This is a genomic window from Streptomyces sp. 135 (assembly GCF_020026305.1).
Lineage (GTDB): Bacteria > Actinomycetota > Actinomycetes > Streptomycetales > Streptomycetaceae > Streptomyces.
On record NZ_CP075691.1, the window covers coordinates 869,249 to 884,760 of the forward strand.

The 15,512-nt window shown below is 71.5% G+C and carries 16 protein-coding genes; 9 read left to right on the forward strand and 7 right to left on the reverse strand.

The genetic code is table 11. The annotated features are described in order from the left end of the window. Window positions 1-37: 37 nt before the first annotated feature. Both KKZ08_RS03985 and KKZ08_RS03990 read right to left on the reverse strand, forming a co-directional pair. The gene (locus tag KKZ08_RS03985) at window positions 38-424 is read right to left on the reverse strand and encodes an STAS domain-containing protein (RefSeq protein WP_223773113.1); all 387 of its coding nucleotides are present in this window, start codon (window positions 422-424) and stop codon (window positions 38-40) included. Window positions 425-746: 322 nt separating this feature from the next. After that, on the reverse strand, window positions 747-1,331 hold the full coding sequence (locus KKZ08_RS03990) for a hypothetical protein (protein ID WP_223773114.1): 585 nt from the start codon (window positions 1,329-1,331) through the stop codon (window positions 747-749). 699 nt (window positions 1,332-2,030) lie between these two features. On the opposite strand from KKZ08_RS03990, the gene KKZ08_RS03995 reads away from it, so the two are divergent. After that, a complete protein-coding gene (locus KKZ08_RS03995; protein WP_223773115.1) occupies window positions 2,031-3,269 on the forward strand; it encodes a cytochrome P450 in 1,239 nt (412 codons plus the stop codon). A gap of 33 nt (window positions 3,270-3,302) precedes the next feature. Here KKZ08_RS03995 and KKZ08_RS04000 read toward each other — a convergent pair whose 3' ends face one another. Next, the gene (locus KKZ08_RS04000) at window positions 3,303-3,959 is read right to left on the reverse strand and encodes a maleylpyruvate isomerase N-terminal domain-containing protein (protein ID WP_223773116.1); all 657 of its coding nucleotides are present in this window, start codon (window positions 3,957-3,959) and stop codon (window positions 3,303-3,305) included. A gap of 46 nt (window positions 3,960-4,005) precedes the next feature. Beyond that, a complete protein-coding gene (locus tag KKZ08_RS04005) occupies window positions 4,006-4,653 on the reverse strand; it encodes a pentapeptide repeat-containing protein (protein ID WP_223773117.1) in 648 nt (215 codons plus the stop codon). Between the two features lie 109 nt (window positions 4,654-4,762). On the opposite strand from KKZ08_RS04005, the gene KKZ08_RS04010 reads away from it, so the two are divergent. After that, complete coding sequence (locus KKZ08_RS04010) at window positions 4,763-5,176, forward strand: hypothetical protein (RefSeq protein ID WP_223773118.1); 414 nt, start codon at window positions 4,763-4,765, stop codon at window positions 5,174-5,176. An 87-nt stretch (window positions 5,177-5,263) separates the two neighbouring features. On the opposite strand, the gene KKZ08_RS04015 is transcribed toward KKZ08_RS04010, so the two are convergent. After that, complete coding sequence (locus KKZ08_RS04015; RefSeq protein WP_223773119.1) at window positions 5,264-6,046, reverse strand: TetR/AcrR family transcriptional regulator; 783 nt, start codon at window positions 6,044-6,046, stop codon at window positions 5,264-5,266. Between the two features lie 152 nt (window positions 6,047-6,198). Here KKZ08_RS04015 and KKZ08_RS04020 point away from each other — a divergent pair, with 152 nt between their 5' ends. From KKZ08_RS04020 to KKZ08_RS04040, 5 genes are all read left to right on the forward strand, one after another. Continuing rightward, the gene (locus KKZ08_RS04020) at window positions 6,199-7,140 is read left to right on the forward strand and encodes an ATP-binding cassette domain-containing protein (protein WP_223773120.1); all 942 of its coding nucleotides are present in this window, start codon (window positions 6,199-6,201) and stop codon (window positions 7,138-7,140) included. After that, window positions 7,133-7,876 carry an ABC transporter permease gene (locus tag KKZ08_RS04025; RefSeq protein ID WP_223773121.1) on the forward strand — a complete coding sequence of 248 codons (744 nt, stop codon included), beginning with the start codon at window positions 7,133-7,135 and terminating at the stop codon, window positions 7,874-7,876. The genes KKZ08_RS04020 and KKZ08_RS04025 overlap by 8 nt, the downstream gene beginning before the upstream one ends. 563 nt (window positions 7,877-8,439) lie before the next feature. Then, window positions 8,440-8,724: a polyprenyl synthetase gene (locus KKZ08_RS04030; RefSeq protein ID WP_223773122.1), complete on the forward strand. Its 285-nt coding sequence runs from the start codon at window positions 8,440-8,442 to the stop codon at window positions 8,722-8,724. Continuing rightward, on the forward strand, window positions 8,714-9,769 hold the full coding sequence (locus KKZ08_RS04035) for a polyprenyl synthetase family protein (RefSeq protein ID WP_223773123.1): 1,056 nt from the start codon (window positions 8,714-8,716) through the stop codon (window positions 9,767-9,769). Before KKZ08_RS04030 ends, KKZ08_RS04035 begins: the two co-directional genes overlap by 11 nt. Window positions 9,770-9,805: 36 nt before the next feature. Continuing rightward, window positions 9,806-10,966, forward strand: coding sequence for an oxygenase MpaB family protein (locus KKZ08_RS04040; RefSeq protein ID WP_223773124.1), 1,161 nt, complete (start codon window positions 9,806-9,808; stop codon window positions 10,964-10,966). Window positions 10,967-10,968: 2 nt separating this feature from the next. Here the strand turns inward: KKZ08_RS04040 and KKZ08_RS04045 are convergent, their stop codons facing one another. Continuing rightward, complete coding sequence (locus KKZ08_RS04045; RefSeq protein WP_223773125.1) at window positions 10,969-11,364, reverse strand: RidA family protein; 396 nt, start codon at window positions 11,362-11,364, stop codon at window positions 10,969-10,971. Window positions 11,365-11,472: 108 nt separating this feature from the next. Between KKZ08_RS04045 and KKZ08_RS04050 the strand changes: the two genes are divergently transcribed. Together KKZ08_RS04050 and KKZ08_RS04055 are read left to right on the forward strand one after the other, a co-directional pair. Continuing rightward, on the forward strand, window positions 11,473-12,447 hold the full coding sequence (locus KKZ08_RS04050) for a WYL domain-containing protein (RefSeq protein WP_223773126.1): 975 nt from the start codon (window positions 11,473-11,475) through the stop codon (window positions 12,445-12,447). Between the two features lie 157 nt (window positions 12,448-12,604). Then, window positions 12,605-13,300, forward strand: coding sequence for a L,D-transpeptidase (locus tag KKZ08_RS04055; RefSeq protein ID WP_223773127.1), 696 nt, complete (start codon window positions 12,605-12,607; stop codon window positions 13,298-13,300). Window positions 13,301-13,303: 3 nt separating this feature from the next. Here the strand turns inward: KKZ08_RS04055 and shc are convergent, their stop codons facing one another. After that, on the reverse strand, window positions 13,304-15,340 hold the full coding sequence (gene shc, locus KKZ08_RS04060; protein WP_223773128.1) for a squalene--hopene cyclase: 2,037 nt from the start codon (window positions 15,338-15,340) through the stop codon (window positions 13,304-13,306). Between the last annotated feature and the right edge of the window lie 172 nt (window positions 15,341-15,512).

Sequence of the window (15,512 nt, forward strand, 5' to 3'; positions counted from 1 at the left end):
ACCTACGGCGACGCCGCGCGGGATACGTGTGACCGCGCTACCGCGCGGTGCCGCACACCTCGGTGAGCCTGCCAAGGCCCAGGCAGTGCAGCGTGGCAGCGGATCGCGGACAGGCTCCTCGGAGCGCCATGGAGCCCTCCACTTCCTTGAGGGCCCTCAGCGTGCCGAAGAAGACGCCCGCGCTCTCCCGTGCAAGGTACGTGACCTCGGACAGGTCCACGATGAGGTGGCGGGAGCCGTTGCGCACGAGGCGGCGCAGCTCAGCGGCGAGCTCGTCGGCCTCGCGGCCGGTGATCTCGCCGCGCAGGGCCACGCGGGCCAGGCGGCCGGTGACGTGCACCCTCGCGATGCCCGCGCGCCGCAGTCGCAGCGCCGCGCCCGGGTGCAGCAGCCGGGACGCGCTCAGGGCGCGTCGCGCTCTCACGACGAGGTGAGGGTGATCGAGGGCAGGCACCAGGACAGACCTTCCGGCGGTACGCCGCCTGTCGGCCGGGTCGGACCGAGAGGGAATGCGGAATGCGGTTGTTTCATATGTCTATACCATGACCGGCTGACCCCCGCCAAGGGTCTTCCGCGCCCTTCGCCCTGACCGCAGGCCCCGGGCTGAATGGCATCACCGCAGGCTGGAGGCCGTGCGGGAGGGCGCCGCCTCGGGAGCCCTCCCCGACGATTCACATCATTGGTCTACTCCAATCCCGGGACCCACCGCTGGCACGGGCCCACCGCTGGCACCGGGACCCGAGCTGCTACTTGGCGCACATGGCGATGGCGCGTGCCTCGCCCTTGTCCATACGTGCCATCCATGTGTTGGGGGTCTGACCGGCGGGGGCGTTGATGACGATCTCGTCCATGTTGTTGTTCATTCCGTTGACGGCCGGACGGGAGTCGTAGCCGCCCCCGGTCAGCCGCGTCCCCTCCGGGCAAGTGGCCTTGGCCGTCGCGTCCTTCCCGGTCCATGACGAAGCCACCACGGTCGGCGCCTCCGTCGAGGACGTCGAGCACATGGCGAAGGCCCCGGCACGGCCGAACAGTCCGCGGACCTCCCAGGCGTTCGGGACCGTGGTCGAGGGCGCGTTGGCCGCGATGAAGTCGACCACCTCACCGAGACCGTTCCGCACCGGAAAGACTCGGTAACCGCCGCCCACGAGCTGCGTGCCCTCGGGGCAGGTGGCCCGTGAGACCTGGCCCGGCTGACTCGGGTAGCCGGCGTTGACCACGACCGGGGGCTCGACGGCCGCCGACGCGGAGGAAGCGGAGCCGATGGCCCCCGACGCCAGGGCAAGGGCGGACAGAGCAGAAAGGACGGAGAGTCGACGACGGAACACGGACATGGCGCCTCCAAGATCAATCACAGCGTGCGGTGCAGACTGTTCCGGCCGACAGCCCGAGCCGCAGGGGAACGACCTTTCAATCCCCACGATCGAATGACGTGGGCCCCCACCAGGCCCGGGACACTGCGTTCCGATGTGGGGCGGGGGACGCGGATCGCGTTCCGCCCGGGCGCCGCCGACGACGTGAGGCCCGACAGATTGGCCGGATCGCGCCGTCGCGCGAAGCGGCCGCGTCACGGGAGAGTTCACCGTGCGGCAACGCCCCGAAGGGGCCGGCAGAAGCCCGGTGTCGGACGCGACGACCGCAGACGAGGAGCGCTCATCATGGCCACCGCCGGTCGATTGCCGTCCACCCCGTTGCCGCCCGTCCCGTTGCCGTACGGGTGCCGACGCTCCGGGCCGGGCAGGGTGACGACGGCACCGGCGACGTGACGGGGCAGCCTCAACCGGGCGGCGGCGACGCACCCCTGGCGCGCGGCCGTGCGGCACGCGGAGCGGCCCCGTACCGCACACGTCGGACCGTCCGAAGAGTCTGACCCCGACCGACTCCCGGTCGGCTCCTCCTCAGCCCGCGCGATGTCTCCCACACCGCAAGCAGCCGTACCCGCCCGCCCCGGAACGCGAGCCCCCGCACAGCCGCCTCACCCCTCCCACCGCCTCCGCCGTGTCCGCCGTGTCCGCCTGAAGGGACCTCTCACCGTGACGACCCCACCCACCGCTCCCGTCATCCTCGACCCCACCGGCACCGATCGGCACGGCGAACACCGACGGCTGCGCGCTCACGGGCCCGCCGTACGCGTGGACATCCTCGGTGTGACCGCCTGGTCCGTCACCGACCCCGCGCTCCTCAAGAAGCTGCTGACCAGCGAGAGCGTCTCCAAGGACGCCCGCGCCCACTGGCCGGACTTCGAAGAGGTCGTCCAGAGCTGGCCGCTCGCCCTGTGGGTCGCGGTCGAGAACATGTTCACCGCCTACGGGGCCGACCACCGCCGACTGCGCCGCCTCGTCGCGCCCGCCTTCAGCGCCCGCCGCATCGCCGCCCTGGAACACGTCGTCGAGGCGATCGTCGCCGACCTCCTCGACGACCTCGACGCCCTCCCGTCGGGTGAGCCCGTCGATCTGCGCGAGCACCTCGCCTACCCGCTGCCGATCTCGGTCATCGGCCACCTCATGGGCGTCCCCGTCGGCCGACGGAACGCCTTCCGCGCTCTCGTCGACGGCGTCTTCGACACCACGCTGACCGCCGAGCAGTCCACCGCGAACACCGGTCGGCTCTACGAGGCGCTCGACCAGCTCATCGCCGCCAAGCGCGCGGAGCCCGGCGACGACATGACGTCCCTGCTCATCACCGCGCGCGACGAGGAGGGCGACGGAGGCCGCCTGTCCGACCCCGAGCTGCGCGACACCCTGCTGCTCATGATCAGTGCCGGATACGAGACGACCGTCAACGTCATCGACCAGGCCGTCGCCCACCTGCTCGCCCACCCCGGCCAGCTCGACCACATCCGGGCCGGCCGGGCCACCTGGGGCGACGCCGTCGAGGAGACGTTGCGCCACGAGCCGGCCGTCAAGCACCTGCCCCTGCGCTTCGCCCTCAGCGACATCAGCCTGCCCGGCGGGCAGGTCATCGCCAAGGGCGAAGCGATCCTCGCCTCCTATGCCGCCGCCAACCGGCACCCCGACTGGCATGGCGAGACCGCGGACACCTTCGACCTCACCCGCGTACCGAAGGACCACCTCGCCTTCGGCCACGGCATCCACTTCTGCCTCGGGGCGCCGCTCGCCCGCCTTGAGGTCGCCACCGCCCTGCGGATGCTCTTCGACCGGTTCCCGGGGCTGGAACTCGCCGTGCCCGTTGAGGAGTTGACGCCGCTTGCCTCCCTGATCAGCAACGGCCACCAGACCCTGCCCGTTCGCCTGAGGCCCTCGGCCGGTTGAGCACGCCGGCATGCCCGCTCCGGAGGAGGGAGATCACCGGGGCTTGGACGGCTCCCCGTACCAGCGCCAGTTCGTACGGCGGGGCCGTCCGGGCAGCTCGATGCGTCCGGTCGCCCAGAGCAGGGTGGACGAAGCGCTGTCCGTGACGGCCACGTCGGGGAACAGCCGCGCGAGGGCCCGTCGGCTCAAGTCCTCCGGTGGCACACCGTCGTACGGGAGGCCTTCGACGATGTCATACGTGTGGACGAGGGTCTCGACCACACCCATGGCCGCGAACCCCTCAGGATCCGACGCACCGAAGACATGTGGGGCCAGTGTCGTGGGGTCGGCGTTGTCCACGGCGGTGGCGAGTAGCCCGCCGCACGCCTGAACCACGCTCAGCAGCCCCTCGGGCCCCGCCGACCGGTCCCCGAAGATCACGTTGCCCGGCCCGCCGGGGCGGTCGCTGGAGATGCGCAGGGGCACGCGCGGGATCGCCATCGGATGCGCGAGCCCGAAGCGCAGCGCATACGTGAGCAAGTCGTCCGCGAGGTGTTCCAGGGTCTCCCAGCGGGTCCACTCCAGGCCGCCGGAAAGGGCGGACCAGTGGGCCGAAGGAACATCTGAGAGGGTCGTGACGCAGTGCGCGACACTCTCGCGCACCTGCGCCCCGCCGACCCGGGCGTCGTCTGCGGCGTTGGAAGATGTCATTTCGGCAGGCTACTCAACGAGTCCACGGGGGCACGGGGACATCGAGTCACGGCATGGACCGCAAGGATGGGTGTTGCGTCGTTATCCCTGGCGGCTGGAGCAGCGGTGACGGTTCGGGGCCGGGGTCCTCGGTGACGACGACGCCGGCGGCCGCGTGGTCGAATCCGACCGGCCAGCGCGTGTGTTCGCTGGCCGGCGCGCCGGTCATACGTGTCTGGCGCAGGTCGGCCGTGCCGAGGTCGGTGCCGCGCAGGTCGGCCAGGCGCAGGTCGGCCCGGCAGAGGACGGCGCCACCCGCGTCGGCCTTGCGCAGGTTCGCCTCGCGCAGGTCGGCCTCGGTGAAGTCCGCGTCGCGCAGGTCGGTCTGGACCAGCCGGGCGCCCCGCAGGTCGGCCAGCACGCAGCGGGCCCGGCGCAGCACCGCCGTCTTGAGGTCGGCGTGACGCAGGTTGACCGAGACGATGGAGGCCTGCGTCAGGTTGGCGTGGTAGAGGCCCGCGCCTTCCATGCAGGACCGGTCGAGGTTCACCTCGGGCAGCCACAGCCCGTCGCAGTCGGCGCGGCGCAGGTCCGTGACGCTGAGGTTGGCCCAGGACTGCTCCCGGGGTCGCAGCAGCAGCACGCCGAGGCCGGTCAGCGCCACCTGGGCGTCGGCGGAACGGACCTCCAGCGGCACGACGTCGTTGATGGGCACGTCGGCAGCCGGAGCTTCCGGTCCGGCGGGCGGCCAGGGCAGATGCGTACGCAGGTAGGCGGCCTGTATGGAGATGACGGCCTCGCGGTCGCGGGCGGAGTGCTCGGCGATGCGCCACAGCGCGTGGAGGCCGCCGATACGTGTCTCTGCCGAGCTGGTCGACGGCCGTGCTGAACCGATCGGTGACGCGGCCCTCCTGGGTGGCGCGCAAACTGTCCTGGCTGACGCGCAGTTGCCGCCAAGTGGCATACGCGCCGAACAGCAGGACCATCCCGCCCACGGCCTGGAGGAGTGTCGTACGGACGTCGTTCACCGCCTTCAGCCGGTCCTGCGCGGCGACGCTCGCCCCGGCGAGGTCGTGCTCGACCACCATGCCCGGCACGACGACCAGCAGCGCGCCCAGAGCCGCCACCCCAGCCGTGCCGGCCAGCAGGGCCACGCACCCGCGCTGCCTGGCCGACCGGTCGCGCCACAGCCCGCGGCCGCGGTCCCGCTCCCCCTGTCCATGGGCATGGGCGCCTAGGCGGCCACGCAAAGAACGATCAAGGTGGACGCCTCCGAGCGCCGGCGCGACAACGCGACAAGCCGGGCTCCCACCGCACAGCCAGGCTCAGTCATGACCGGCGGAGGCTCCGCCTCGCTCCTCCAAGTACGCCGCCACGCCGTCCAGCGCACGCTCCAGGCCGAAGGCGAAGTCGTCGAACTCCGCCCCCTCGCCCGTCGTGTCCGCGTCCAGGTCGTCGAAGGCGCCGTCGACCACCGCCGCCCGTAGCGCGGGCAGCCGCCCGCCCTCCGTCACCCGGCGCAGGAACTTCCCGTACCCCGCCAACCGCCCGTCCGACCCCGCCGGGTCCTTCCGCAACAGCGCCAGGATGGTGAGCTCGCCCCGCACCTGGCCGCTGACCAGCAGCGAGACCGCGACCTTCTCCGCGTGGCCCAAGCGCGTCCCCGACAGCACCTGGAGGCACTGGTCCAGCCAGGCCAGCTGGTTCGGCGTGACCGGCGGTCCGTGCGCCGCCAGCAGCGGGACCGCCCAGAGGTGTTCGGTCAGCGACGCACGCATCGTCATCGCCCAGTGCTCCAGGCCGGCCCGCCAGCCGACGGCGTCCGGCGGCAGCGGCACGGGCGGTCCGATGGCGCCGTCCACCACCAGCATGAGCAGCTCGTCCTTGGTCGCCACGTAGCGGTAGAGCGCCATGGTCGAGGCGCCGAGCTCCTTGGCCACACGGCTCATCGACACCGCTTCGATGCCCTCGGCGTCGGCGACCGCGATGGACGCCGCCACGATGCCGTCGAGGGCGAGGCCGCGCTTGGGGCCCTTGTGCGGGCGGTCCCGCAGGCCCCAGACGGCCTCCAGGCCGGCGGGGAAGGGCGCGGGGGATTCGCTTTCCATGGCGGTCAGTTTATCCCGTACGCAGAACCGTTTATCTCGTACGCAGAACCGTGTACGACATACGCAATGCCGTGTACGCTCTACGCAGTAGCGCGTATGCCATACGCAGAAGACGGAAAAGACCGAGAAGACGGAGAAGGAGGAGCGGGAACATGCAGCCACCCGCCATCGAGGCCCGGGGCCTCGCCAAGTCCTACGGAGAGACCGCGGTCCTGCGCGGCATCGACCTCACCATCGCCCCCGGCAGCGTCTTCGCCCTGCTCGGGCCGAACGGCGCCGGCAAGACCACCACCGTCCGGATTCTCGCCACCCTGCTCACGGCGGACGCGGGCACGGCCCGCGTCGGTGGGCGCGATGTGCTCGCCGAGCGGGCGGCGGTGCGCCGGGCGATCAGCCTCACCGGGCAGTACGTCGCCCTCGACCAGGAGCTGACCGGCGCCGAGAACCTGCGGTTGGTGGGCCGGCTCGCGGGGCTGACCCGTGCCGCCGCCCGCACCCGCGCCGACGAGCTGCTGGCCCGCTTCCGGCTCACCGACGCCGGGGGCCGACGCGTGGCCACGTACTCCGGCGGCATGCGGCGGCGTCTGGACCTCGCCGCCTCGCTCGTGGGCGAGCCCGCCGTCGTCTTCCTCGACGAGCCGACCACGGGGCTCGATCCGCGCAGCCGGCAGGAGGTCTGGGAGCTGGTCGCCGAGCTGGCCGGCTCCGGTGTGACGGTCTTCCTCACCACCCAGTACCTGGAGGAGGCGGACCGGCTCGCCGACCGGATCGCGCTCATCGACGGCGGGCTGATCGTCGCCGAGGGCACGGCCGCCGAACTGAAGCAGCTCGTCGCCGCCGAGCGCCTCGACCTCACCCTCACCGGGACCGAGGCGTACGCGACGGCCGAGCGGCTCCTCGCCGACCTCGTCATCCGGCGCGAGCCCGGCGAGTGGCGCCTCGGCGTCGCGACGAGCGGCCGCGCCGAGCACGTACGCGAACTCCTCGACGCCGTCGACCCGGAGCGCGAGCTCGTCGAGCGCTTCGCCGTCCATGGCGCCACCCTCGACGACGTCTTCATGACCCTCACCGAGAAGGAACCGACGCATGTCTGACGCCCTCACCATGGCCGGGCGGTCCCTGCGGATAAGCGCCCGTACGCCCGACGCGCTGATCACCGCGCTCGCGATGCCGGTGATGCTCATGCTCGTCTTCGTCTACTTCTTCGGCGGTGCGATCGACACCGGCGGGGAGTACGTGCAGTACGTCGTGCCCGGCGTGCTGGTCCTCTGCGCGGGCTTCGGCGCCGGGAACACCGCCATGAGCGTCACGCATGACATGCACGGCGGGATCATCGACCGCTTCCGCGCCATGGATGTCGGCGGCGCGGCGATCCTGGCCGGACACGTCGCCGCCTCGCTGGCGCGCAACCTCGCCGCCACCGCCGTCGTCTTCGGCGTGGCCACCGCGATCGGCTTCCGGGCGCAGGCGTCGGCGGCCGGGTGGTTCGCGGCGATCGGGGTGCTGGTCTGCTACATCGTGGCGCTGTCGTGGCTTGCGGCGACGGTGGGGCTGATCGCCAACTCCCCCGAGGCGGCCGGGGGGTTCACCTTCTTCATCGGCTTCCTGCCGTATCCGTCCAGCGGCTTCGTGCCGGTCGACACCATGCCCTCCTGGCTGCGCGGCTTCGCCGAACACCAGCCGCTGACGCCGGTGATCGAGTCGATGCGGGGGCTGCTGCTCGGCCAGCCGGTGGGCGGCAGCGCGTGGCAGGCGCTCGCCTGGTGCGCGGGGATCACGGTGGTGTCGGTGGCCGCGGCGGACGTTTTGTACCGGCGGCGGACGGGCTGAACCGCGGGACGGCGGCTGGACGGTCGGATGGTTGAACGGCGGGACGGCCGGACGGCGGCACGGCGGCACGGCGGCACGGCGGCACGGCGGCACGGCGAGATGGTTGAACGACGGAACGGCCAGACGGTTGAACGGCGGGACGGCCAGACGACCGGACGGGGGCACGGCCAGACGGCAGCACGACCGGAAGACCGGACAGCGGCACAACGGGACGGCGGCACAGCCAAACGACCGGACAGCGGCACGGCCAGACGGCCAGACGGCCAGACGGCCGGACAGCGGCACGACCGGACGGCCGGACGGCGGAACGGCCAGACGGCCGGACGGCGGCACGACCGGATGGCTGGCTCCGACACATGCGCGGTGCCGGCCACCGCCCCACCGTGGCCCGTACGGGGCCGCTCGACGGCCGGTTCGGACTGCCGTGGCGGTGATCCGTACGGCCGAGCGAAGCCTCACCCGATCGTGAGTTCTTCCGCTCGTGGACCGGGCGTGGCGAGATGCTCGCCAGGACGGCGTGTGACCGCGCCGACCGGGGTGCGGCGGGTTGGGGGGTACAGGGCATGGCAGAGGAAGCGAAAGCGGGACGGCGCGGGGGCCTGGACGGTCAGGCGGTGCTGCTGGTGGCCGGGCTGGCCGATCTGGCGGTGAGCACGGTGGGTTCGGCCCTGGCGACGGTACGGGGCGCCCTGCGTCGCTCGGACGCCGCGGAGCTGGCGGCGGAGGCGGAGCGCGATCTCGTGGCGCGCGGGCGCCTGGTGCTGGACCGGTTCGCGGGCGTACCCCCGGCCCACCTGGAGATCCTGGCCCGGCAGACGATGGCCCGGCAGGCCTCCGATGGCGTCTGACCGATGGGAGCCGGCGGCGTTCAAGACCCGCGTCGACCGGTTACTGCACGGCTTCGTCGCCCAGGAGGCGGACCAGTTCTCGGCGATCGACCCGCTTCTGGAGCCGGTGGCCGAGCAGTTGGAGGCGGCGGTCGCGGACGGCAAGCGGCTGCGGACGGCGTTCTGCTACTGGGGCTGGCGTGCGGTGGGGCAGCCGGACAGCGACGCGCTGGTGCGGGCGGCGGCCTCCATGGAGCTGGTGCATGCCGCGGCGGTCGTGCACGACGACCTCATCGACGACAGCAAGCTGCGGCACGGACGGCCCACCGCGCACATCGCCCTGCGCGGTGCCGTACGCCGTCGCCCGCGCGCCGACGCCGCGGCCAGGTCGCTGGCGATGCTCGTGGGAGACCTGCTGATGGCGCTGGCCGGGCAGCTCTTCACCACCAGCGGTCTGCCCGCCGCGTATCTGGCACGGGCCCGCCCGCTCTGGTCGGTGATGGCCCGGGAGCTGATCGCGGGCGAGTGCCTGGAGATCCTGCGTACCGGAGTCGAGCCCGACACCACAGCATCACTGAAGGTGATCCAGTACAAGACCGCCAAGTACACCGTCGAGCAGCCCCTGCTGATCGGCGGCGCCCTGGCCGGAGCCAACGGGCGCCTACGCGAGGGGTACTCCGCCTACGGGCTGCCGCTGGGCGAGGCGTTCCAACTGCGGGACGACCTGCTCGGTCTGTTCGGAGACCCCGAGGTCACCGGCAAGGACAACGCCGATGACGTGCGCGGCCACCGGCCCACGGCCCTGCTGGCGGAGACCTGGCGCCTCGCGAGTGAGGACCAGCGGGAGCGGCTGCGCACCCTCCTCGGCCGACGCGGCCCGGGCGGGGAGGGGCTGGAGGCGGTCCGTGAGCTGATGCGTGGACTGGGGGCGCCCGCCCGCGTCGAGGACATGATCAACGTACGAGTGGAGGAAGCCCTGCACGCGCTCCACGAGTTGGACGTGCCGCCGCAGGCCGCCGCCGCCCTGACGGCGCTGGCGCATTCGGCGGCGCTCCGCCTGTCCTGACCCCCGACCCGCCCGTGGAAGACAAGGAACCCTGCCATGGCCTACACCGAGGCATCGCTGGACGCCCTGCGACAGGCCGGTGACGAACTCGCCGACGCCACCGTCGCCACCCTCTTCGAGCGCGGGGAGGTGGGCAAGTTCAACAGCCTGATGCGCTACGTCTCCACCGTCGGCGCTCCCTTGCCGGACGGGCTGCCCGACGTAGCGCGGGAGTATCTCGAGGCCACCCGTGTCCCGCCCGTGTGGGTGGACTGGTCGGAGATGGAGAAGGCCCGGCTGTTCTTCATCGACAACAACGTGCACATCTCCACGGCGCTGTCCTTCGCCTCCATGCCCGCCTGCTACGTGGTCCCGCACGTGGCGAGGCTGCTGTCGACCACGCACGGGCTGAAATACCCCTCCAAACGTATGGCGGAGACCGGCCAGTTCACCGTCTACCTGATGCAGCCCGACGCCTTCGAGGCCGGCGGCCGCTTCGTCCCCGCCGCCCAGAAGGTCCGCCTCCTGCACGCCTCCATCCGCCATCACCTCACACGCGAGAACCGGTGGGACACCGACGCCCTCGGGACGCCGATCTGCCAGGAGGACATGATCGGCGGGCAGATGTTCTTCTCGCTGCTCGTGCTGGACAGCCTGCACCGCCTCGGCATCCACATGTCGACGGAAGGGGCGGAAGCGTACTACTACGCCTGGCGTGTGGTCGGTGCGATGCTCGGCGTCGACCAGGACGCGGTGCCCAAGTCCCTGGAGGAGGCCCGCCGGTTCCTCGACCTGTACATGGTCCGGTACATGGGACCTTCCGAGGAAGGAACACACCTGACGCGGCAGCTCATCGACCTCTACGAAGAGGTGGTGCCCGGGACTCTCCTCGACCCGATCGTCTCCGCCCTCATCCGCTACCTCGTCGGAGACACCTGCGCCGACTGGCTCCAGGTGCCCCGCACCTCGTGGGACACCGTCGTCAAGGCCGTGCCCCACCTCCTCGGCGTCCTGGAGACCATCGAGGACCGCTCCCCGCTCGGCGCCTGGGCGCTGGACCGCGTCGGCCACCTCACCACCATCCTGGAGCTGTCCTCCCTCACCCGTGGGCGTGTCATGCACTACGCCATCCCGGAGCAGCTCAAGAAGGACTACGGCGTCTCCAACACGGTCCCGCCCAAGCGCCGTTGGACCCCGCCACCCGCCACTACGGGGTGACGTCAGGCGACGGCGGTCCCTTCCAACTCCACCATCTGGCCGGGCACCGCGAGCCTCGTCACCCCGAGCATCGTGGTGGTCGGCGCCACCCCGGCGGCGCCCAACCGCGAGGCGAGCACGCCGTAGTGCGGGAAGAGGAGATCGACGTCGGTGGTGTAGACGTTGAGCCTGACGAGGTTCGCGAGAGACATGCCGGCCTCGGCGAGCACGGCCTCCAGGTTGTCGAGGGTCAGCGCCAGCTGTGCCGCCATGTCACCCTCGTGCCGGGGCTTCCCGTCTCCGCCCATCGCGGTCTGCCCCGAGCAGTACAGGGTGCGGGTGGGCCCGGAGACGACCTCACCCTGGTTGAATCCCAACTCCTGCGACCATGTCACCGGGTTGACCGCGGTACGTTCCATCGCCACTTCAGCTCCCCTCAGTTCGTCGAGAATCCGTACGCCCATGAGCCTGCCAACAAATCACGACACCCTTGGTCATGTATTCGCGCGCTCCGATAGGTTGCCCGCATGCGCGCCGACCGGTTGGTGTCCCTGGTCCTGCTGCTGCGGCAGCACGGCCGGCTGTCGGCGGCCACGCTCGCCCGCGAGCTCGAGGTGTCCACCCGCACCGTGCTGCGCGACATCGAGGCCCTGTCGGCGGCCGGCGTCCCGGTCTACGCCGAACGCGGCCGGCACGGCGGGTTCGCGTTGCTGCCCGGCTTCCAGACCGAGCTCACCGGACTGAACCACGACGAGGCGCTCGCCCTGCTGGTCGCCGGATCACGCCGCGGCGCGCAGGCGTTCGGCCTCGGCTCGGCGCTCGCGTCGGCGATGCGCAAGGTGGTCGACGCCCTGCCCGAGAGCTACCGGGCCACCGCGGCGGGCGCGGCTCAGCGGCTGCTCATCGACCCGGAGACCGACCTCCTCGCGCGCCGGCAGGTCTCCGAGGAGGTACCTGACACCGTCGTGGCCGAGGTGCGGCGCGCGGTGTTCGCCGGACACAGGCTGCGCATCCACTACGCGGCCGTGGACCAGCCCCCTAAGTGGCGCACGGTCGACCCGATCGGCCTGGTCACCGCACGCGGCCAGGGCTACTTGCTGGCCACGAGGTCCGGCGCGGACCGCACCTACCGGCTGTCCCGGATCCTGGCCGCCGAGGAACTCCCCGAACCCGCGCGGCGACCGGACCGGGTCGACCTCGGCCGGGCCTGGCAGGAACGCAGTACGCGGTTTCGTACCGGCGGCGACCAGGTCACCGTGCTTGCCCGGGTGAACCCGGAGCGGCGGGAGGATTTGGTGGGCACGGCGCTCGCCGTCCTCGCCGAGGAGACCGAAGCGGACGGCTGGCTGCGGATGGAGGTGACCTTCCAGGGTGCGAGACACGCCGAGTGGGCCCTATGGCACCTCGCCACGAACGCGGAAGCCCTGGCCCCGCAGTGGTTGCGCACCTCCCTGCACGCCCGCGCCACCGCGACAGCCACCCGGTACGGAGAGCCGTCCTGAAACGTGAGCGCTGCTACTCAGACGCACTCTGTCGACCTGGCGACAAATCGCCTCCTGTTACACACCTGTGTCGATTCCCCGTACAACGGACCCGGGGTCTGCGCTGTCTAGCAGGTGGGATCCGACCCGCGGACGGACTACGAGCGAGGAGCCAGCAGTGGGGGACATACGCACACGAGGAGCCGTGGCCCTGGGGATCACCGTGCTGGTGGCCCCGCTCACGGTGGCGCTCGGCGCCGGCAGTGCGCAGGCCGCGTCGTGCTCGACGCAGACGGGGCCGTACCAGAAGCAGGTCGAGAAGTTCCTCGGCCGCCCGGTGGACGGCAAGCAGTCACCTGCCGACTGCAAGGCCATCAAGGCCTTCCAGACCAAGCACAAGATCACCCCGAATGCCGGGTACGCGGGCAGCATCACCTGGGGTGTCATGAACCTCATGAACAAGCAGAAGGCGGTGGGCGACAACCCCAACAAGGCGGGCAAGTGCCCGACCGACAAGGGGCGCATCGCCTGTGTCGACCTGACGCTCCAGCTCAGCTGGATCCAGGACGGCAAGAACCTCAAGTACGGACCCGTCCCGGTGCGCACCGGGCGCAACGGCCACGAGACCCGCACCGGCCTGACGAAGGTCTACTGGCGGGACATCGACCACGTGTCGAGCCTGTACGACGTGCCGATGCCGTACAGCCAGTTCTTCGACGGCGGCCAGGCCTTCCACTCGGTCGGCATCAGCGTCTGGGCGCCGCCGGGCTCCCACGGGTGCGTCAACATGACGAAGAAGGACGCCGTGGCCTACTGGAACACGCTGCGCAAGGGCGACGACGTCTTCGTCTACGGCCGCAAGCCGGGCACCTGAGGGTCACGGACGGCTGGTCGCCGAGGCCGCTTCGTCGCCATGGTGGTGTACGTAGCGGCCGAGCGCGGTGAGCGGGAACACCAGCGGGTAGAGCTCGTAGCGCAGCGCGTAGTGGCTCCGCATGGCGGCGCCGGTCGCGCCCGGCTCATGCCACGTGCCGTCGTCCCGCTGGGTTTCCAGGAGCCAGCGCACTCCGGCATGCACGGTTTCGCTGTCGCGCTCTCCGGCCGCGAGCAGGGCGAGCAACGCCCAGGCCGTCTGTGAGGGGGTGGACGGGCCGCGACCGACGTACTGCGGATCGGCGTACGAGCGCCAGTCCTCGCCCCATCCACCGTCCGCGTTCTGCACCGTGGTCAGCCAGTCGACGGCCCCCGACACCACCGGGTGGTCGGCGGGCACTCCGGCCGCCGTCAGGGCCGGGACGGCGCAGCCGGTGCCGTACACGTGGTTGATGCCCCAGCGGCCGAACCAGCCGCCGTGTTCTTCTTGCTGGTCCATCAGCCAGCGGACGCCGCGCCGGGTGCGGCGGTCGGCTTGGAGTTCGAGCGCGGCCAGCATCTCCACCACGTGCGCGGTGATGTCGGCGGTCGGCGGATCGGAGATGTCGGTGATGTCCGTGAGGGCGAGCCGGTCGAGGAACACGCTGGTGCCGTCCGCGTCGAAGGCGCCCCAGCCGCCGTTCCTGCACTGCATCCCGAGCGTCCAGTGGGTCGCCCTGCGCACCGCTTCGTCGACGCGTGCGCGGTCGGGGTGGCGCACGCGGCGCAGCGCGAGCACGACCTCGGCGGTGTCGTCCAGGTCGGGATAGAGCTCGTTCTCGTACTGGAAGGACCAGCCGCCCGGGGCGAGCCCGGGGCGCTGCACGGCCCAGTCACCCAGGCGGTTGCTCTGCTTGGCGAGCAGCCAGTCGGCGCCGTCGAGCAGTGCGGGGTGGTCGGCGGGCAGTCCGGCGTCCGCGAGAGCGATCATGGACAGGGCGGTGTCCCAGACCGGGGACTGACAGATCTCCGCCATCCATACGTCGTCCTCATGCCAGTGCCCGGTGCGCGCGAGGAAGTCGAGACCGGCCTTGAGGACGGGGTGGTCGAGCCGGTAGCCGACGATGCGCAGGGCGAGCAGCGACCAGATGGTCGTCACCCGGACCCCTCCCCAACTGCCGTCCGCCTCCTGGCGTTCGACGACCCACCGGATACAGGCGTTGACGGCGGCCCGGCGCAGCGGCGCCGGGCGAATCCTGCGGTAGCCGCGCAGGACGCGGTCCAGGCCCTGGAGGGCGCCTTCCCAGCCGGTCGGTGGCGTCGGCGACTTGCCGCTCCGTTCGCGGGTCGGCTCTTCCGCCGTCAGCAGTTCGTCGAGGCGGAAGGGCGCGGGAGCCACCGGCCGGTGGGCCAGCACCGCGAGGTAGGGAACGGTCGTCATGCGCGCCCAGTACAGGTACGAGTAGATGTTCAGGGGCATCCACCTGGGCAGGAGGATCGTCTCGGGCGGCACCGCGAACAGCTTGTCCCAGCTCCACCAGCCGAACAGCGAGAGCCAGATGCGCGTGGTCACCCGGGCGGCACCGACGCCGCCGTGCGCGCGGATCCACTCCGCGCTGCGCAGCATGTGCGGCTCGTCCGCGCCGTGCCCGGCGAGCCGCAGCCCGACATAGGACTCGATGGTGATGGCCAGATCACCGTCGCCGTCGTGGACGGCGGCCCACGTACCGTCGGCACGCTGCTGCGAGCGGATCCACCGGCCGGCCGCCGCGGTGAACCGCTCGTCCCGGATGCCGAGGAACTGACGCATCAACAGCTCGTGCGCGTTCGCACTGGCGTCGATCTCCAGGAACCCCCTCCAGTGCCCGTCGGGACGCTGAAGGCCCAGCAGGTGATGAGCGGCCTTCTGTACGGCTCGGCGGGCCGCGTCGTCCGTCTCGCCGGAGGACGCGGCCGGAAAGCGCAGAGCCGATGCGGACGTGGAGGAGGAAGCGGGGGTGTGAGTGGGAGCGGGAGCGGGTGACGGCTGGGAATCGTCACCGGCGGTCATCGTGGTGGTCATGAAATTCCTACGGGCTCGGGGCTCGGCCTCTGGGTGACGGGAGTACGAGGGTGGTGGGAAAGGGGCAGGAGGTGGCGCCACGTTAGCGTCGCGCCTTGCGGCTTTTGAGGAGCGACTCGATGCCATCCCCCGGCGCGAATGGGGCGTGTTTTCTGTACGGCCGGAATAACCG